Genomic DNA, 17,971 nt, shown 5'->3' with positions numbered 1-17,971 from the left:
CCCGACTCCGTGTGGGTCCTCGACGATCCCGTGTACTGCTCCCCGCACCCGCGGGGATGGTCCCGGTGTTCGCGCATGGCACTATGTGCGTCATGACTGCTCCCCGCACCCGCGGGGATGGTCCCGCCCGCCGGCGCACGAACCAGTGGGGCTACACCTGCTCCCCGCACCCGCGGGGATGGTCCCTGACGCCCGCGCCGCTGCCCGGCTCCAGCACCCTGCTCCCCGCACCCGCGGGGATGGTCCCAGGTACGGAGACATGGCGGTGCCCTTTCGGGGCTGCTCCCCGCACCCGCGGGGATGGTCCCGCCGGCAGCCCAGGACAGCCACACCCGGTATTCTGCTCCCCGCACCCGCGGGGATGGTCCCGCGGAGCGGTAGTTCGGGTTCTCCGTGGCCAGCTGCTCCCCGCACCCGCGGGGATGGTCCCGTCGTTCGGCCACCCTCAAGAGCTCGCGGCGACTGCTCCCCGCACCCGCGGGGATGGTCCCTCAAAGACGTATTCGGTGTCCCTGGTGGCAAACTGCTCCCCGCACCCGCGGGGATGGTCCCGGTGCGGCCCCGGCGGTCCGTCAGGCGGGACCCTGCTCCCCGCACCCGCGGGGATGGTCCCGGCCTCGTGGTCGCCGGGGTGTCGCTGGCGAGCTGCTCCCCGCACCCGCGGGGATGGTCCCCGTTCTCGCTGCCCGGCTGGAGACCGAAGTCGCTGCTCCCCGCACCCGCGGGGATGGTCCCGCCTGGGGGTTGACCACGCCGGCGCCGACACGCTGCTCCCCGCACCCGCGGGGATGGTCCCTGCTCGTCGCCCGCAACACCACGCACGGCCACCTGCTCCTCGCACCCGCGGGGATGGTCCCTCCTCGCCGCCGCCCGCCGACTGGAAGCCATGCTGCTCCCCGCACCCGCGGGGATGGTCCCCAGACCAGGGCCCCGGGGACGCCGGGTGCGCCCTGCTCCCCGCACCCGCGGGGATGGTCCCGGCGCGGGCGACGTGTGGGCGGACGTCACCGGCTGCTCCCCGCACCCGCGGGGATGGTCCCAGGTCTATGGAGCCGGCTCGTAGGTCACGGTCTGGGCCTGGCAGCCAGCCGCCACCCCACGCAGAGCCACTACCTCGGCATCGTCGGCCGCAAGGCTCCAGCGGAGCTTGGTTGCGACCCACTCCGCGACGTACCGGCAGTGCACATCAGCAGCGGGGGGCAGCCACTCGGCAGGGTCTTGATCGGCCTTGGACCGGTTCGAGCGCGCGGTGACGGCTACCAGACTGGCGTCGGCGCCCTGGTCGTTGGCGTAGGCCTCACGGCGTTGTGCCGTCCACGCCGATGCCCCGCTGTCCCAGCTCTCCGCAAGGGGCACCATGTGGTCGATGTCCAGGCCGGAAGCCGACGTCACCCACGTCTGGTCGTAGTAGGACCACCAGCGCCCGCCCGACAGTCGGCAGCCGGATCCGGCCACAGGGGGCTCGACGGCCTCCGAGAGCAGGACCTCGTTGCGGGTGTTGCAGCCATCGTCCGGGATGTCCCCTGTGTTCCAGTGGCGGAAGGCACTGCGGTCGTAGCCGTCGCGGGGCTCGGCCTCCACCGGCAGCCGGGTGACGGCCTCGGTCAGCGGGAGTGTTTCGGCGGCGTGGACGGGAGCGGGAAGGGTGAGCGGCAGGAGGGCGAGGGAGACGGCGGCCAAGCCGCGCAGCACAGTTGTGAGCATGAGCCGTTGTTACCGGCCCCCGTGGGGGCGCTGTCGGGCGTTCCTCGAGTGCGCCGCCCTTGTGGGTGCAATGGTCGTACCGGAAACGGCGAGGCATAGCGCTGGTGCAGCACGCGGCGGACGGTCAGTACGCACGTCTCTCCGTACCCGGTCGGGTGACGCTGCCGGGACGCGAAGACTTCGGCGGGCACCGGTGCATCGTGCCGGGTATGAAGCCGGTCAACGAGGCGTATGCGACAGAGCCGGGCCGCCCGCGGCAAGGGCATCATGCTCATCTCCGACAAGGGCTTCGCCTCGAAGGTGTTCGAGCAAGAACTCGCTGAGCTGGGCGTCGAGTTGCATCGGCCGTCGTTCAAGCGCGAGTAGCAGCGGTACGGCGAGCCGATACTCAAGAAGGTCCCCGCCAGCTCATTGAGTCGGTCAACGACACCCCCGGGGATCTGGCACAGCAACCAGATCGGTGAACCCTCACCCGCTCGCTGATCGCGTTTGACCACTGACGGCGTTCGGCGGTGTCCGCAGGCAGTCTCCCGCCGAGTCAGAGGACCTCGGTCATCTCGTCACCACGCGGGGTGCCGGCGGCTGTGCGGTGACCGGTCGCGGTGAGGTGCGCTTTTCCCGCAGTAGGCGCTGACCCTGCCGTAGCTTCCTCGGTAACCCAAGGGAAACGATCTCTTCCCAGAGCTTCCAGGCGTTGGTGCAGCCCTCGTCCCAGCGGTCGTAGGCAGGGCTTGTACTCGTCGAGGACGGAGGTTCGGTTGTGCTGCCACTGGCCGCGGAAGAGGTCTTCCGGCCTGGCCGCGTCGGCGAGGCTCTTGACGGTGCGGGGGGTGCAGTGGAGCCGGCGCCCGATGGAGCGGCGGCTGTGGCCGGCTTCCAGCAGGGCGTGGACGGTGGCGTGCCTGGCCCGGATGCGGTTGGCGAACCGGTCGCTCTTCCACGGCGAGGTGGGTGCTTCCTCGAGCGGAGTGGGATCATCGGTTTCCTTTCCGGCCGGCTCGGGGACGAGGACGCGCAGTCACTGGCGGTGCCGGGCGACGGCCCGCTCGGCGGCCTCGCCGAGGTTGTGCCACAGGTGCCACCGGTCAGCGACCTGGATCGCCTGGGGTGCCCCGGCCGTGGCGCCAATGCCCGCCCCGCTACTGAACTTGAATGGGTGATGCCGGAACCCGGCCCCCCAACGTGAGGCGCCCGTCTCGCGGGCCTCCGGGTGTTGCCGGGGCAGCCCTTCGGGAGAAGATCTCCCCGTGAGCCAGCCTCTGCCGCAGTTGCCGAAGCCCGAGTTCGTCTTGATCCGCGTCGAGGCTCCATCCGAGGCGCCCGCCCAGATCGCTATCGATCTCGGTGAGACCGGCATCCCAGCCGGGTTGATCGGATACGAGTACCGGCCGCTGAGTAAGCCGGTCTTCCTCGCGGGGATCGGTGAGCGAGGGCTGATCGCCTTCGCGACGAGTGGCCTGTTCGGACGCATCGCCGTCGACGTTGCCACTGGTCACGTGGTGCAGATTCCCACGATCGACTCAGCGAGGGCCCGTCACGTGAACAGCGATCTCGGCTCATTCAGCCAATGCGTGGCCGCGGTGATCGCACGCTTCCCGTTCTACACGGACGACGACGAGGACAGGTACGAGGAGGTGGCGGAAGAGCTTCGCGATCTCATCTCTGACATCGACAAGACGGCTCTCGCGGACAACGGGTTCTGGGAGACGTTCTGCGACGACGTGGCGATCGGGGACTACGCGGACTGGGATGCGTGATCCAGCAGCGAACTCCGCCTTTGGTCAGCCGTCCATGATCAGGCCGGTGCCGGCCAGGCAGCCGTCGACCAGGTCCGGTACTGGATCTGCCTGAGCCTGCGCTTGACGGCACGGGTGATCTGGCCGAGGTCGGCCGCGGCGAGGTTGCCGATGTCACGCTTGACCAGCGACCAGATACCCTCTTGCGGGTTCAAGTCAGGCGAGTAGCTCGGAAGTTGGAACACCGTGAGCCAGGCCGCATGGTCGGCGATGAACTCGCGCATCGGTTCGACCAGGTGCATGCGCAGGTTGTCCCACACGAGCACGATCGGGCCGCCGAGCTGGATGTGGGCCCTGACCAGCAGGTCGCGCAGGTCGCGCCAGCCGATGCCCTTCGGCTCGCCCTTGCGGCCCCGGTACTCGCGGACCGAGTAGAACATCCTCGATCGCTTCCCCGGCTTGTAGCAGGTCAATCCGGCCATGGACACCCGGCCCAAGCCCCGGCCACGCACCCGGACCACCGGCGTGGAACCCCTGCGGCCCCAGCTTCTCGCGCGCGGCGGCGTCATCGACTGTCCGGCTTCGTCCTCAAAGACGATCCAGCCGTTGCACGCCGCCGCGGTGCTCTTACCCGCGGCCAGGTCTCCTTCCTCCAGACCTCGACCGCCGCGTCCTCGCGCTCGATCGCCCGCCGGGCGGGCTGCTGCCAGGACCAGCCGTGCCGCTTCAGCAGCTGCCAGGTGCCCTCCACCGTGTAGCTCACATGGAACAGCCGGCCGATCAGCGTCTTGATCCGCGCCAGCGTCCACCGCTGGTCCGCCCAGCCGTGGACCAGCGGCCCGCGTTCCAGCTCCAGTTCCAGCCTGGCGATCTGCGCGTCGCTGAGCCTCGGCCGCCCCGGCGATCCCTTCGACAGGACCCCGGCTTCGCCGCGCTCGCGCCACTGGCGGCGCCACCGCTCTACCGACCGCTCACTGACCCGCAGCGCGGCAGCGATCTCGCTGTTCTTCTGCCTGCCCTCGAAGCGTTCCACGGCCTGCAGCCGGACCCGCTCTCTCGCGGCCCTCCCGGCGTCGGTCAGCCCGCCGCCCTGCGCGTATCTCACGCCCAAGGGCTACCGGAACGGACCCGGCACCGTCAGGCGAACGGATCCGACATCACTCAATCAAGTTCAGTAGCTGAGACATGCGCTCCGGGCGCTCAGAATTCGTCGTCAGGGCGGCACGATACCGAGCTGCTCTAGGTGCCCGCGTTGTCCGTCCATCAGCCCCTGCCAGATGGTGTTCTGTCGCGCCAGCCACTTCCCGACGTCCATCCCGTGGACTGTGATCCCCGGCAGGACCTCCGTCTAGTCTTCCTCGCGTAGCAGCTCGCGCACGGCGGCATAGTGCCGCTGCCAGTCCGTTGTCCACGCCGGGTTCCAGTCCTCGTCGACTTCGCGTAGCGCTGTCTCCCATTCCGGGTGCCCCTCCAGCGCTTCGGGACAGCGCGGATTGGACAGCCACTGTCCGATCGGCCTGTCCAGCGCGGTCGCAGTCCGAGGCGCGTACAGCGTCCAGTGCTGCTCGTAGTAGATCCGGGCCGCCGCCAGGTTCTCCTGGAACCGCTCGTCCGCCGGGCTCCAGACCATGCCCAGCTTTTCCAGCCGCTGGGCGCGCTGGCCGGTCATCTGCCTGGCCCCGTACGCCCTTCGCTGTTCTGCGACCCACTATCCAAGGGGATAGGCGCCTTCCTTGTGCTCGTATGGGACTCGGGCGTGACCTTCACGTTCGGTGAACCTCTTGAGCGCTGCCCAGCCACGCGCCCAGTCCTGCTTCTCCGTGTCGATCACGTCGAAAGACACCCAGTCCGCGATCATCACCGGGTCACGCGAAGCCGCAAAGCGCAGCAGCAGGCGGGACTCTTCCTCACCTTCCCGAACCGACGTTGCCGCAGGCTGGAGACTGCATGCGGCAACGTCCGGATTACTGCTCCGCGGTCTGGTGGGAAATGTGCAGTCGGCCGTTGTGCAGGCGTGTCTCGATCACCAGGCCGCTGCGCAGGATGGCTTCAACGTCGGCGTGGTTGCCAGCGGTGATGCGGGCGATGGTGGTGCCCCGGGTGTCCGTGATGAGGATCTCTCGTGCTGGTTTGGCGTCGTGCCAGCTCAAGTGCACGCTGATGGGGGTGAGCGGAACCGGATGGCGTGGTTCGATACTGAGATCGACATGGCCGTCGGCGAGGAGGGTGCGCAGCGGGCTGCTTCGGCGTTCGCGGACGTACTCGATGAGATCGTCGATCTCCAGGGCGGTGGCCCGGTACCGCTCCTGCCATCCGGGGATGTGCTGGTTGGCCAGCCAGGCGCGGAGTCCGTCGGGGGCGATGCCGTTGGCGGCTGCTTGCTGGCCGATCTTGTAGGCGAGGGTGCGGGAGCGGACGCCGTGGATGAGCAGGTGCAGAGCCTGCTGGGTGTCCACCCCGTAGCGCAGGCACCAAGCGGTGGTGGCCTGTAGGCGCACTGGGGCGAATTCTCGGGTCAGCTGTTCGTTGATCATGTTGATGAGGGCGCCGAGTGTCCAGGACAGGTAGTGTTCGAAGGCAATGCTGATGTTGGAGACGGTCTGCTCCAGAGCCCAGTCGATAGCTGCGCCGGGTAGCCACCGGCGTGCCATCTCAGGAATGGGAGTGCCGGTGACCCAGTCGCTGATTGCCCGAGGAAGGTCGACGTCGACTATTTGGCGGTTCCTGCCTCTGCGGCGGTCGTAGAACCGCCAGGCGCCTTCGCGCTCGGGCATCTCCAAAAGGGCTTCGAAGACCTCTTCCTCCTTCAGGATGCGCAGTGTCCCGGCGAGAGGTATGTCGACGGGGCTGAGCTGGGCCCACACGTCGAGGTCCTCCAGGGACGCCTCGCGGGCCATGAGCCGTTCGGTGACCTGGCGGGCGAGCGCATCCAGCGTGCGGGCGCTGCGCAGGCTGGTGCCAGCACTGGTCCAACGCCGACGGGTCGCCGGGTCGGTGCGCTCGTAGCGCCGATGAGTGGTCTCGGCCAGGGCTTGCCAGCGTTCCTTGTCCGGTGATGGAAGCTGTTGCATGGCCAGCAGTTGGTCGACTGCGCTCAGCGGGTCGGGTATGCCGGCTTCCAGGTGGGCGTGGGCGTCGAGCACGAACCACACGAAGCTGATGAAGTCGGCTGCCATGCCATGGGCCACCGCCATGATGCCGTCGGCGCTGGATGCTACAGCCTCTTCTGCGGCTGCCAGGGCTTCCAGGGCTTTCTGATCGGCGAGGGCAGAGAGGACTTGCAGCTGTTCGCTGCTGGGGGAGAAGAGGTCGTAGTCCTCGACGCTGGTTTCGCGGTTGAGGGCGAGCAGTATCCACCCTTCGCTCTCCTGGCCGGCGCGTCCGGCCCGGCCGACTGCATTGAGGAGCCGTGCGGCGTTCAGCCCAGGCGTGTGGGTGGCGGGCTCCTGTGATCCGTCCTCGAGCTCCGCAGTTATCAACACGGTGCGCACCGGTAGGTTCACGCCGTCGGTCAGCGTGCTGGTGCTGGCCACGGCCAGGAGGCTGCCGCTGCGTAATGCGTCCTCAACTGCTTCCAGGACGTCGTTGGGCAGTGCGGCGTGGTGGAAAGCGACCCCGTGACGCGTGCAGCTCACCAGGGGATGTTCCTCGCCGAGCTGCTCGCCGAACAGCTCGGCCAGCTCCAAGGCCGGTTCGTGTTCTGGCAGGTGCTCGGCCATGGCCAGGGCGGTGGACTGGGCTCTGTCTCGCGTGCCTGCGACCACCAGCATGGCGCCTGCAGGCAGAAGCAGGGCCGCCGCGGCGGCGAACATCTTGTATGCCGCGGTGCTCTTGTTTTTGTCCTTCTCGCGTCTCTTCATGCTGTCCCTGGCGCCGTGCTTGATGACCAGCTCGCCGACTGGGTGAGTCGACAACCAGGTGGGGTGCATGGACTCCGCAGGACGCAGGCTGATGCCCATGGACAGGGGCACGCTGGTTTCCCAGGGCCAGGTGGCGGAGCGTCGGCTAACGGTGGTCTTCTCTTCCCAGGAGGCCGAAGTGGACAGCAGGCCGTGCAGGCGTCGTGGTCCTCGCCAGTCGGAGGTGTAAAGCACTTCGGGACTGTCTGGGTCGAGCCAGGAGGCCAGGGCCGCCCCATTGCCCACGGCGGCTGACAGCAGGACCAACCGAGGTGTATCGGGATGGGTCTGGCAAAACGCCAGGAGCCCCTCGAGGAGAAAGCCTCGTCGTCCCTGGGCGATGTGGTGGGCCTCATCCACCACGATCAATGTCACGTCCCTCAGCGCCTGCTCCGGGTTATTGCGCAAGGCGTGCATTAGACGCTCGGGCGTAATGACCTCGATGTCCGGCAGTTGCTCTTCCTGGCCCGGAAGCTCCCAGGGACCAGGGAACTCGGGGAGGTCCGCTCCCAGTTCACGATCCAAGATTCGCAGTCGGCCGCGCAGGGAGCGGCGCATCTCTCGCGTCAAGCTGCGCAGTGGGGAGACGTAGACCACGCGTCCAGGGACGGTAGCCAGGTGCGAGCACATGATCAGTTGGGATATCAGGCTCTTCCCAGCACTGGTAGGCACACTCACCAAGAGTCGGCCGGTCGCAGGATCCAGCGGATTGGCGGATCCGCGGCTGAGGAGTTCGCGCTGCGGCTGCCACAAGGTCAGAACCGCCGGCGAGGTGAGGGTGAAGGCCTGCGCCACCGCACGCCGTGCATCAGGCGGCAACAACTGGTGCAGGCTGCCCTCACTGAGCTCGCCCAGCAGACGCAGGAGGTGAGCCGCAACCCACTGCGCGTTGAGGTCACCTCGGCCGCTGCGTCCGCTCACCACCCGCTGCAGAGCCTGCTCTGCGCGCCGCAGCCGCTCACGCGCCCCGAAGACCAGGAAGTTCGTCATGTCCGCGACCGCGTTCACCACGTCCTGTGTCGGCCCGAACAACGTGCCCTGCAGGTCGTCCAGTTCGAGCAGGTTCTGCAGCTCGCGCAGCTGACCCCGCCAGTGCCGCAGCAGCTCCCACAGACGCCCGGTGTCAAAACCGAGGAATGCCACCCCTGCTTCGACGGCGAGTGTCTCAAAGGCGCCCACCGCCGGAGGCTGCTCATCCGTGTTCAGGCCGGTAGGAGCCGGGCCGTGGCACAGGCCAGCAACGCGACGCCAGACTGCCGTGGCGTTCGGCTCCTGATCCGAACGGCGGTAACCGATCTGGGCGGCAAAAGCTAGGGACAGACGCTCAGCGGCCACTCGATCCGTGTTCGCGAGCGCCAGGTCGAAGATATGTGCGCTGACTGCGAAGGCATGCCGCTGGCGGGTTGTGGTGTACAGCTCCGCAGCCTCCGGGAGCGCGGTCACACCGTGCAGGTACCAGGCAGTGCGCAGAACCGCGTCGTCGACTTCGAAGCGGTTCATCATTGCCCGAACCTCGATGTCGGCGATCAGACGCATTAGCTCCTCAGCGGTTGGGAGCAACGCTGAATCCAATGGCCCCAGCGCATCCCGTAGGACGGGCAGGCTTAGAGTGCGCTCCACAGGTACTCCTTCACCAGGTTGGCAAACGCAGCGAAGTCGTCCACAGCGACGATGATCCCCTGGAGCTGGCCGGGGTGCTTGAGCTGCGGAAGGTGGCCGGGCACCTGAGTGAAGGCAGCCTGCCGTGGCACAGAGTGTCTGCTAGTCGACACACTCACGCCGACACCGCCCCGCGGATCGGCCTGGGTCCACAAGTCCGTCAGTTGCGCCATGAATTCGCCAAGATCACCGGGCGCGTCTGCATGCACGCTGCAGATTTTCGCCAGGTACTCAAGGCCCCGATCATTGAGTTGGGAGGCGGCCTTGGTGATCGTTGCGTTGATGGAACCCGCACCAGTGAACTTCTTGATCTCCCAGAGCCGGAACAGCAGCGAGGTATCAGCACCGCCGGTGAGCCGGTGCACTACGAATCCGTCAGCGCCTCCTTCAGTGACGCTCCAGCCCGGCGGCTCAAGGAACGCGACTTCCCGGTCCTGCGGTTCTTCCTCGCGCATGAAGAGGTACCACAGCCACTCGCCCACGTATCCGGGTACATGGTCCTCGGCGTTCTTTGGGCGCGCTCGAGTCCCGAAGACTGACTGCATACAAGCAGCGACTTGGCGGGCTTCGTCTCCGGCAAGCCGTTCGCCTGTCAGCGCTGCGGATCTCCACCGGCCGTAAGCGGGAGAGCGGCCGCAACGTTGCTGCATGACCGCGTCCGCGACGATCCAGGCAACTGCTGCTCGCTCCTCCGTACCCTCGGGGGCTAGGGAAACTAGAGACCAGGGGCAGGCAGCATCTTCAGTGTGGGGCGTGCGCGTGAAGAAAGAAGACACCCGATAGTGCGCTTGGGCAGCGAGCGCATCGGCCAGTGCAGTTTCCTGGATGTTGATGGTCATGGCTGCTCGGACCCCCTAACCCGAGAGAAAGCAGATCATCTCACGGCCAGAACCTCCAAGTAAGCGGCTATTGGACGAGATCAGACACGGCAGCTGTAGTTCTTGATCATCAGTCTGCCCATGCTGGTCGGGTGGTCGCCGGGTATCTACGCGCAGAGGAACGGCCACCGTGATCATGATCGTTTGTGACGACGATCAAGGACCAGGTGGCCGCGGAGGCCGCGATAGCCGAGCGTGAGTGGATGGATGTCACAGGGGCGGCGATGGCCGCGGTGGCGGACTGCTTCACCCGGCGTGAACCCCGCGGGTTGGCACGGGGGATGTGCGAGGCGATGCTAACCTCGAAGTTTCGTGACGGGCCGCCGACGGAGTCGGTGGCCCGTTTTCGTGCGTGAGCGGGTCTGTCGGTGAGCGGTGTAACTGCCGAGCTGGAAGCGACAGTTGATGGCTGACGTGACGAGTGGCAGCGAGGCCGGGAAGGCCGCTGTGAGTGGGACGGGCGCCGTGGGTGACGGGCTGGTCGCCGAGCTGGTGGCCCGGGCCCAGGCCGGTGGGGTGAAGCTCACCGGGGAGGGTGGCCTGCTGCAGCAGCTGACGAAGCGGGTGTTGGAGTCCGCGCTGGAAGGCGAACTCACCGATCATCTGGGCCACGAGCGCGGTGAACGGGCCGAGGGCGGCCGGGAGAACTACCGCAACGGACACCGCTCCAAGACGGTGATCACCGAGTCGGGGCCGGTCGAGATCGCGGTGCCGCGGGACCGGGCCGGGTCGTTCGAGCCGCAGCTGGTCAAGAAGCGGCAGCGGCGGCTGGGCGGTGTGGACGAGATGGTCCTGTCGCTGTCGGCGAAAGGGCTCACGCACGGGGGAGATCTCCGCGCATCTCGCCGAGGTCTACGGCGCGGAGATCTCCAAGTCCACGATCTCCACGATCACCGACAGCGTGATGGCCGGCATGAGCGAATGGCAGAACCGTCCCCTGGCCAGCGTCTACCCGGTCGTCTTCATCGACTGCGTGAACGTGAAGGTCAGGGACGGGCAGGTCGCCAACCGGCCTGTCTACATGGCGGTAGCGGTCACCGCCGAGGGGCACCGGGACATCCTGGGCCTGTGGATCGGCGACGGCGGGGAGGGCGCGAAGTACTGGCTCCAGGTCCTGACCGAGATCAAGAACCGCGGCGCGGCCGATGTCCTGATGCTGGTCTGCGACGGCCTGACCGGCCTCCCGGACGCCGTGAACACCGTCTGGCCTGCGACGATCGTCAAGACCTGCATCGTTCACCTGCTGCGGAACAGCTTCCGTTATGCGGCCCGGCAGGACTGGGAGAAGATCGCGAAGGCGCTCCGGCCCGTCTACACCGCGCCGACCGAGGACGCCGCGCTCGAGCGGTTCGTGGAGTTCACCGACGCCTGGGGCGGGAAGTATCCGGCGATCGTCCGGCTCTGGGAGGCGGCCTGGGCGGAGTTCGTGCCCTTCCTCCGGTTCGACGTGGAGATCCGCAAGATCGTCTGCACCACCAACGCGATCGAGAGCATCAACGCGCGCCGCAAGGCCGTCCGGGCCCGAGGACACTTCCCCACCGACCAGGCCGCCCTCAAATGCGTCTACCTGGCCGTCATGAGCCTGGACCCGACCGGCACCGGACGCAAACGCTGGACCATGCGCTGGAAGGCCGCACTCCAAGCCTTCGACGGCCGGCTCAGCGCCGGACGCCGCTGAACAAATCCGACTGAGTTCCACCGTTCGCTACACAGACCCGTACCTGCCTGACTTCTGGCTCCCTGAGGTGGGAACATGGCTGGAGGTCAAGGGACCGAACACACCCCGGCGGGAGAAGGCGACAGAACTCGGCAAAAACCGCGCCTGCCATTGCAAGGGTGCCTGCAGCTGCCGGTGGCCCGGTGGCCAATTGGTCCTGCTGGGCTGGCCCTCACACCGCAGCCCGAACCGGCCTGGGTACCGCGCCCGTTACGGTCACGCATGGTGGGGCGCAGCATACGGTCCAAGCGCCTATCTCATCGAGTGCCCGTCGTACGTCCGCGCCCACTGGGTCACCCTGCGCAGGCCGTGGCGGTGCCGCGGTTGCCGCGCCAGCCTCGGCGCCACACCCCGTTTCTACAGCCCAGCAGAACAACTGATCCGATTTGGCGAAAGGGACTCGCTCGCGTCGGCTCTCCTCGAAGAGGACATGCGGCGGCTCGCGGAGAAAGAGCGGCTCGCGGAACTCGGAGACGATGGCGACTGGTGACCCCTGCGGCTTCCGCACGATCACCCTAGACGATCAGTGCATTCCTTCCAGCGCACCCGGAAGGAATGCGACTGCGGTTGCCGGGCGGATTCGGCCGGCAACCGCAGCAGAGCCTGGTTTCAGGCGGAAGGAAGTCCGGGAAGGGCGACGCCGGCGTATGTGGCAAGGACACTGCCCAGTGCCCCGCTGACTACGGGCGATTCGAGGATGCCAACGGCTTGGCTGCCCCAACGCCGGAACCTGCTGGGGTTGGGAGATTCGCTGACGGCTTCGGTTTCGAGACGCGTGGCGAGTTCGGTGAGCTCCTGAGCGTCGTCCTCCGGCAGACCCAGCACTGGGGCGGCCTGGCGCAGGGCGCGGGCGAGCATGACGACCGCGGCGGGGTCGATCCCGTCCTTGCTGGTCGTGGTGTTCATGGTGAAGTCACGGCTGTTGGCGGCGATGTTGCCCGTGTTCTCGCCGATGTTGAACGTTGTGTTGCCGCTGCTGTTCCGGCGTTCGTAGGCGCTGACGTCACCGTCGTAGTGCTCCACGCAGTCCTGCCCTTCCGCAGTGATCTCAGCCCGTACGGGCCCCTCGGTCTGACCGGTCTTGATACCTGTGATCAGTCCTTTGGACATCAGGTAGGCCCCGGCGCGGTCGAATTCGGCTGGTGTCAGTCGCTCCCCCGCGAAGAGTGAGAGCGGGGACTGGAGGATGGCCTCGACATTGGGGTGCCCCACACCGTCATTCTTCTGATGCCACAGCCACGTCAGCAGGCCTGTGCGCGCGGCTACGGCGCGCGCTTTGGGGTCAGCGCGCTGGCGTTGGCGTTCTTGCATCCACTGCAGTCCGCGTGGTGTCAGGTTGGCCGCCGGGTCACCCATCGTGGCGTAGTGATCGCTCAGCAGGCCCCATTCCTTGCACGTCTCCAGGAGCCGGAAGGACTGCTCCTCGTTGAGACCGTGTAGTTCACCGAAGGGGGTGATCGTCACGTACTGGGATGCATCCGCGGCCGTCTGGTCGTGGACCCATTCCACAAGCGGCTCATGTAGAGCAGCGAAGTCAATGGCCATGGACACACACTCTCCTTGCTCAGCGCGATGAGCTCATGAGCTTAAGGTGGACCACTGACAACGCTGGATGAGCGGCCTGCCCGCCCGGACGCGACGTGAAGGCCCCGGCGTTGAGCGGCGAGCTTGGACACGCCAGCGTGCATAGACCCCGGGCGGGTAGTTGCTCGGGGTCTCATGCTGTCTCGTCACGGCGAGGGGCCGCCTTCTCGCGGTGGATCAGCGCCGTTCGATGGTCTGTCCCCTGGCGACCGTCATGTGGCGCGGAGGTTTGCCTTCGTTCCTCTTCTCCGTGCCCACGAGAGCGGGATTGGCGAGGGAGTCAGTGAGGCTGGAGGGAGGCGGGGGCGGAGGAGGGGGAGGAGGAGACTGGTTCCCCTGGTTCTGTGCGTTTGCCATGGTCGCCGGTGTGCAGCACGAGACTGACAGCCGAGAGGAAGATCCCGGCGACAACAGCGATCAACGTGACCGTCGAGCTCTTGCGGCGTCATCGCCGGAGGCGGGGTTGGTGTGGCGGCCATCTGCCGATGATGCCTCACGCCTCTGACAGCCCGGCAACATGCTTGCTATGCCGTGCACCCTGGCTCCGTGGTCGCCCGGGTGCACGACAGTCAGACGGCCGAAGGGACAGGCATCCCCGGGAACGCGGGGCTGAGGCCGCTGCCGTTGCGGGACTGGAGATGCGTATGGCCGCCGGGTCCGGCGAAGAGGAGCGCGCGGTAGCCGTCGGGTTTCTGCTCGAAGGCCAGACCGCCCGGCAGCGCCCGCTCGGGCGGCAGCTCGGAGCGGGCCTCGGCAAGCATCGACTGGACCGGCGGAACCAGGAGGAGGTCCAGGTCTATGCCGACCCGTCCGGGAGCGCGACCGGTGCAGCTGCACCAGCGACAGGGGACCCGCTGCGGGCCACCACGGCTGAGGACTCGACGCCACGGTGGCCCGCGAGGGCGGGCGCGGTGTGCGTCCGTGAGGCTGCCTACCTCCCGGTCGTCAACCAGTTCCGCGTATTCCGCTCGTGCGTGTCACAGCCCAGCTCACACCCCCCCCACGCGCGCCGGTGTGAGCTGGGGCACAATCGCGGGGGCTCGATCCTCTCACCGTTCATATGGCTAATTGAAAACAGCAGATCACTGCGTGTTACCAGACGGTAGTTTAGTACTGAATGTCTTGCCCGTGATCATGAGGGCGGAATTCGCCTGCTCGTCCATGAGCGATCGGACGTTCGGCGCGCTTGAGTAGTCGTCATGTAGGCGCGGCCCAGGCGCTGTTGCCCGGGCAAGGGGGGCGCTATCTGTCCTCGCGCGAAGAGGAGACATGAACGACAACGAGTACGCAGAGCACGCCAGTGCTGGCAGCGGTGGTGACCCGATCGGCACCTACACCCACCTGCCCCTGAGCTACCAGGCGCTGTACCTGTCCGACCAGGAGGCCTTCCACGACTACGCCTTCGTCGTCCTGGAGGACGACGAGGCCGCCGAGGAGGCCGTGCACACCGCAATGACGCGGGTGCGGGACAACTGGGAAGAACTGCTGGTCGAGAGCAACATGCAGCAGCAGGTCTGGGCCATCATGCGCCAGACCGTGGAGGAGTACCGGCAGGCTGCGGAGGAGCGCGCCGCAATAGCCCGGAGCCTTCACACCTACCGGCAGGGCCTGGGCCGCCTCAACAGCGAGCAGGGTGTTTTCGAAGCCCTGGCCGGTCTCCCGCCCCAGCAGTTCGACGCCGTCGTGCTGCGCTACATCCTCCGGCTCTCGGCGCAGCGCATCGGCGGGTACATGGGCCTGAGCGAGCAGACAGTCAACTACCACTGCCGCCAGGGAAAACAGCGCATCGAACAGGCCGTGCCCACGCTGCTCAAGAAAGACAGCGACGCCATCACCGGCGATGGCAGCGAGACGGACACGAAGGACTGACGCCGTGAGCAGAGCAAAACTCAACCGATCCCGTCCCGCCGACACTGTCGAAGAGATCCTTGCCAAGGCCGGTGACGCCCTGCGTGCCCGCCGCCGCCCGTTCAACGAGGCCGACGGCCTGCGCCGACTTGCCCGCAAGTCCCCGCTCCCCCGCGCTCAGGAAACCGCCCTGGTTACGCGGGCCCGCCGCCAGCTCTCCGTCCTGACCCGCCTCTACCTCAAAGACGCCCAGGCGGCCCGGCATGTCGAGGAACTCGCCGCCAGCCTCGGCGACGACGGTGACGGCAACCGCCACCCGCCCTTTGAAGACCTCGACATCGACGGCGCCCAGCTCTTCGGCTGCATGCTCCACCTCGCCGGCCACCCCCAGAGCGCCCAGTTCTGGTGGGAGCTGGCAGCAGGTGCAGGCCACCTCGGCGCCACCTACTGCCTCCACCTGCATCACACCGCACAAGGAGCCCGCGCCCAAGCCATCCACTGGCTGGACCAGTTCCGTCTGCAGGCCATCGACCTCGACGAGGAGTTCCTTCTCGGCACCGCCCGCTTCACCCAGTGGATGCACGAGCACTGGCCCCCAACCGCGCACCCGTCCCTGCTCGACGAGGTCCTACGGCTGGCCCTGTACCACAGTGACGACCAGCCCCTGGTGTGCCGACCCGAACGGCAGATCGCCGACCGCCTCCACCACCTGGCGGACCATCGCGCCTGACCCGCACAGCAGACGAGGAGCCCTCCCCTCCGTCGCGCCACCCTGACCCGCTACCTGCTGCGCGGCGCCGCCTACAGCACCGGCTCCGGCATCATCGGCCTCCTCTTCTGGTCGCTACGCCTCTGGATGACCTAGAAGACGCCTCCCCCGACCGCTCACCAGGAGCCACGCGGCCGTGACCGGCCTGGAGCTGATGACCGCCCTGCACCCGCCGACGTGGCCTCCCCCAGGACGCGGGCGAGCTCCGCTGGCGAGAGCTGCCCGGTCTCACCCAAGTGCCGGGCGTCCAGCGCGTTCCAGCATCCTGCGCGCCCAGCGCGACGCCCAGCACGGCGCGGTCACCGGCGGCTCGACCACCATCGGCGAACACCCCGTCCCCGTACGATCGATTTCAGGCCGGCAGCCGGACGGTGGTGTCGCCTCTCAGGAGAAGACGACGGAGCACAGGAGCAGGCGGTCGGATGCGCCTGAGCCGGGCCCTTCCTGCCCTTGCCGTGCTGCCCGTCTCCAGGAACGGACCTCGTCGACAGGCCCCCTCGCCTACGGACGATTCCCGACGGCCGCGCGGGTGGACGTCGTGCCGGACCAGCCCGCGAACGTGCGCCGGCAGCTACTTCTTGTCCTTGATGGTGTCGTCGATGACGATCTGCGGTTCCGGGTCATCCGGGCTCGTAGCAGCTTCGATCTTGTCGATGGCCGGGGCGACGGCATCGTAGACACGGCGGGATGCGGCAGTGTTGTCTCTCTCGCCGTTCCACTTCGAGGGGTGGGCGTTGAAGTCCAGCTCCTTGAGGTAGGAGACGAGGTCGGTACCAGTCATGGTGACCCTCACCAGCCCACGGCCTGCGCGCGGGCCCGACGTTATCTCCGAGACCTTGGCCTTGACCTCATTGGCGCCCTCTGGCTTGGTCTCCTCCCACAGGCCCTTCGGGCACACGATGGTCACGCGTGCCAGGCCCGCAGCCTTACTGAGACGGTCATCATGTCCCGCCGGGGACTGGGTGCATGCGGTCAGCATCAGGGCGGCAACCAGCGCCCCAGCTCCGACAAAGGCCTGTGCAGGGGAAGTCAGTGGCAGTTTCACCCCGACATCCTTGAGCTGCACTGCCAGCCAGTATGCGTAGTGTGCAGATTTCGACCGAAAATGCTGCCGTCAGGCCGGGAGTTGCCCACCCGGGCCGTGCAGCGGCGGGCAGCAAGCCCGTGTTCGAGGGGTACGCCGCCTTCGTTGTCAGAGGACAGCGGGATCAGGGCTCGATGAACGGCAGGGCTACGGCGGACAGTTTGGTCTGCAGGTTGATGTCGCTGGTGGCGACGTACCACGCGGAGCCGGGGTGGCGGGACTGCAGCAGCAGGGTTGAGGCGACGAAGCGGTCGTCCGGCACGGTCAGGTCCAGCCAGTCGGGCAGCGCGTCAGACTTGGGTTCGATGTGCTCGAAGACGGCGTGGACGTCGCCGGCGACCCTGACGCCTCGGGTGACGTCGCCGTTGGTGCGTAGCCCCTTCAGGCGGCGGTCGGCCGTCTTGGCCGCATCGCGCAGGGTGTCGGTTCGGCCGGCGCGCTTCATGTCGTCCAGTTCACGACCGGCAGCAGGTGGGCCATGTAGCGGGGGCCTATCTGGCCGGTGTAGGCGGCGAGGTCGGGGTTGTCGATCAGAGCGTTTGTGTCGATCACCAGGCGCACCGGCCACGGGTCGGTCGGCAGCAGCAGGTCGGTCAGGCTCCGCAGCTGCTGGACTGACGCTTGCAGCAGCTTCACAGCCTCCGGCTTGTGCTGCGGGACGGACCAGTCGGACCACGTGCCCTCGCGAACCAGCCAGCGCTCCAGATGCTCCAGGCTCTCCTTGAGCTTCTTGGCTGCCTCGGGAGTCGGGGGCGGGAACAGCAGCCGGAACCGCGGCTCCCAGTCAGTCCCGCAGGCGCCGCAGCAGGTCCATCCGCTGGGACTCAAGCGCCGGGCCGCTCGGTGCCCATCCCCAGTCCGCGGCGCCGAGGATTATCAGGCTGTCTCCCGGGTGGTTCGGGTTCACGTACTGGATCTCGGAGGCCTCCAGCACGGCGAGGTAGTCCCGCTCGATCGCATCGAGCTGCTCCACCAGGCGTTCGGTATAGGTGGGCGGGAGGGGCTTCTTCTGCGGCATCCACCGATGATGGCTCACCCCACTGACATCGCGTCCCTGGCGAAGCGTCTCCCCTGTACCCGGCGCGCCTGGAAG

General features: G+C 67.5%; 14 protein-coding genes, 3 pseudogenes and 1 CRISPR repeat array (1 of these 18 cut by a window edge). Of the genes and pseudogenes, 6 read left to right on the top strand and 11 right to left on the bottom strand.

The genetic code is table 11. The features are described 5' to 3' along the window. Positions 1-1,040: direct repeats of the CRISPR family, unit length 29 nt; unit sequence CTGCTCCCCGCACCCGCGGGGATGGTCCC (it extends 694 nt beyond the left edge of the window). Positions 1,041-1,044: 4 nt separating this feature from the next. Further along, positions 1,045-1,704, bottom strand: coding sequence for an HNH endonuclease family protein (locus ACQY0Z_RS32075; RefSeq protein WP_437070024.1), 660 nt, complete (start codon positions 1,702-1,704; stop codon positions 1,045-1,047). A gap of 261 nt (positions 1,705-1,965) precedes the next feature. On the opposite strand from ACQY0Z_RS32075, the pseudogene ACQY0Z_RS32070 reads away from it, so the two are divergent. After that, positions 1,966-2,204, top strand: a pseudogene (locus ACQY0Z_RS32070) (IS982 family transposase); the annotation flags it as partial. 747 nt (positions 2,205-2,951) lie between these two features. Next, on the top strand, positions 2,952-3,461 hold the full coding sequence (locus tag ACQY0Z_RS32065; RefSeq protein WP_437070026.1) for an SUKH-4 family immunity protein: 510 nt from the start codon (positions 2,952-2,954) through the stop codon (positions 3,459-3,461). 24 nt (positions 3,462-3,485) lie between these two features. On the opposite strand, the pseudogene ACQY0Z_RS32060 reads toward ACQY0Z_RS32065, so the two are convergent. From ACQY0Z_RS32060 to ACQY0Z_RS32045, 4 genes and pseudogenes are all read right to left on the bottom strand, one after another. Next, positions 3,486-4,545: pseudogene (locus tag ACQY0Z_RS32060) on the bottom strand (IS630 family transposase). A 243-nt stretch (positions 4,546-4,788) separates the two neighbouring features. Next, complete coding sequence (locus tag ACQY0Z_RS32055; RefSeq protein ID WP_439813257.1) at positions 4,789-5,109, bottom strand: helicase associated domain-containing protein; 321 nt, start codon at positions 5,107-5,109, stop codon at positions 4,789-4,791. Positions 5,110-5,404: 295 nt separating this feature from the next. Then, positions 5,405-8,875 carry a DEAD/DEAH box helicase gene (locus ACQY0Z_RS32050; protein WP_439813256.1) on the bottom strand — a complete coding sequence of 1,157 codons (3,471 nt, stop codon included), beginning with the start codon at positions 8,873-8,875 and terminating at the stop codon, positions 5,405-5,407. 68 nt (positions 8,876-8,943) lie between these two features. Further along, positions 8,944-9,837: a hypothetical protein gene (locus tag ACQY0Z_RS32045; RefSeq protein WP_439813255.1), complete on the bottom strand. Its 894-nt coding sequence runs from the start codon at positions 9,835-9,837 to the stop codon at positions 8,944-8,946. A 185-nt stretch (positions 9,838-10,022) separates the two neighbouring features. Here ACQY0Z_RS32045 and ACQY0Z_RS32040 point away from each other — a divergent pair, with 185 nt between their 5' ends. Then, entirely contained in the window at positions 10,023-10,232 is a 210-nt protein-coding gene (locus ACQY0Z_RS32040; RefSeq protein ID WP_439813254.1) for a hypothetical protein, read from the top strand. Between the two features lie 49 nt (positions 10,233-10,281). Further along, positions 10,282-11,554, top strand: a pseudogene (locus ACQY0Z_RS32035) (IS256 family transposase). A 648-nt stretch (positions 11,555-12,202) separates the two neighbouring features. On the opposite strand, the gene ACQY0Z_RS32030 reads toward ACQY0Z_RS32035, so the two are convergent. Together ACQY0Z_RS32030 and ACQY0Z_RS32025 are read right to left on the bottom strand one after the other, a co-directional pair. Then, positions 12,203-13,138, bottom strand: coding sequence for a hypothetical protein (locus tag ACQY0Z_RS32030; protein WP_439813253.1), 936 nt, complete (start codon positions 13,136-13,138; stop codon positions 12,203-12,205). Positions 13,139-13,746: 608 nt separating this feature from the next. Next, a complete protein-coding gene (locus tag ACQY0Z_RS32025; protein WP_439813252.1) occupies positions 13,747-13,938 on the bottom strand; it encodes a hypothetical protein in 192 nt (63 codons plus the stop codon). A 508-nt stretch (positions 13,939-14,446) separates the two neighbouring features. On the opposite strand from ACQY0Z_RS32025, the gene ACQY0Z_RS32020 reads away from it, so the two are divergent. Both ACQY0Z_RS32020 and ACQY0Z_RS32015 read left to right on the top strand, forming a co-directional pair. Further along, entirely contained in the window at positions 14,447-15,046 is a 600-nt protein-coding gene (locus ACQY0Z_RS32020; protein ID WP_439813251.1) for a sigma-70 family RNA polymerase sigma factor, read from the top strand. A 4-nt stretch (positions 15,047-15,050) separates the two neighbouring features. Further along, positions 15,051-15,755 (top strand): hypothetical protein, encoded by a 705-nt coding sequence (locus ACQY0Z_RS32015; protein ID WP_215188314.1) that lies wholly within the window; start codon positions 15,051-15,053, stop codon positions 15,753-15,755. A gap of 610 nt (positions 15,756-16,365) precedes the next feature. Here ACQY0Z_RS32015 and ACQY0Z_RS32010 read toward each other — a convergent pair. From ACQY0Z_RS32010 to ACQY0Z_RS31995, 4 genes are all read right to left on the bottom strand, one after another. After that, on the bottom strand, positions 16,366-16,860 hold the full coding sequence (locus tag ACQY0Z_RS32010) for a hypothetical protein (RefSeq protein ID WP_439813250.1): 495 nt from the start codon (positions 16,858-16,860) through the stop codon (positions 16,366-16,368). 142 nt (positions 16,861-17,002) lie between these two features. Beyond that, positions 17,003-17,323 carry a hypothetical protein gene (locus ACQY0Z_RS32005; RefSeq protein WP_439813249.1) on the bottom strand — a complete coding sequence of 107 codons (321 nt, stop codon included), beginning with the start codon at positions 17,321-17,323 and terminating at the stop codon, positions 17,003-17,005. Then, positions 17,320-17,706, bottom strand: a complete 387-nt coding sequence (locus tag ACQY0Z_RS32000; RefSeq protein ID WP_439813248.1) for a hypothetical protein — start codon at positions 17,704-17,706, stop codon at positions 17,320-17,322. The genes ACQY0Z_RS32005 and ACQY0Z_RS32000 overlap by 4 nt, the downstream gene beginning before the upstream one ends. Continuing rightward, positions 17,663-17,896 (bottom strand): hypothetical protein, encoded by a 234-nt coding sequence (locus tag ACQY0Z_RS31995; protein WP_439813247.1) that lies wholly within the window; start codon positions 17,894-17,896, stop codon positions 17,663-17,665. The genes ACQY0Z_RS32000 and ACQY0Z_RS31995 overlap by 44 nt, the downstream gene beginning before the upstream one ends. Between the last annotated feature and the right edge of the window lie 75 nt (positions 17,897-17,971).

The organism is Streptomyces sp. P9-2 (assembly GCF_051903975.1).
GTDB lineage: Bacteria > Actinomycetota > Actinomycetes > Streptomycetales > Streptomycetaceae > Streptomyces > Streptomyces cellulosae.
The sequence above is the reverse complement of the archived record's forward strand: the minus strand, read 5'-3'. Positions and strand labels throughout refer to the sequence as shown.

Coding starts and splice junctions, on each gene's coding strand:
- ACQY0Z_RS32075 (WP_437070024.1), bottom strand. CDS start 1,704: ATGCTCACAACTGTGCTGCGCGGCTTGGCCGCCGTCTCCCTCGCCCTC.
- ACQY0Z_RS31995 (WP_439813247.1), bottom strand. CDS start 17,896: ATGCCGCAGAAGAAGCCCCTCCCGCCCACCTATACCGAACGCCTGGTG.
- ACQY0Z_RS32025 (WP_439813252.1), bottom strand. CDS start 13,938: ATGCTTGCCGAGGCCCGCTCCGAGCTGCCGCCCGAGCGGGCGCTGCCG.
- ACQY0Z_RS32030 (WP_439813253.1), bottom strand. CDS start 13,138: ATGGCCATTGACTTCGCTGCTCTACATGAGCCGCTTGTGGAATGGGTC.
- ACQY0Z_RS32055 (WP_439813257.1), bottom strand. CDS start 5,109: ATGACCGGCCAGCGCGCCCAGCGGCTGGAAAAGCTGGGCATGGTCTGG.
- ACQY0Z_RS32005 (WP_439813249.1), bottom strand. CDS start 17,323: ATGAAGCGCGCCGGCCGAACCGACACCCTGCGCGATGCGGCCAAGACG.
- ACQY0Z_RS32020 (WP_439813251.1), top strand. CDS start 14,447: ATGAACGACAACGAGTACGCAGAGCACGCCAGTGCTGGCAGCGGTGGT.
- ACQY0Z_RS32050 (WP_439813256.1), bottom strand. CDS start 8,875: ATGCGTCTGATCGCCGACATCGAGGTTCGGGCAATGATGAACCGCTTC.
- ACQY0Z_RS32045 (WP_439813255.1), bottom strand. CDS start 9,837: ATGACCATCAACATCCAGGAAACTGCACTGGCCGATGCGCTCGCTGCC.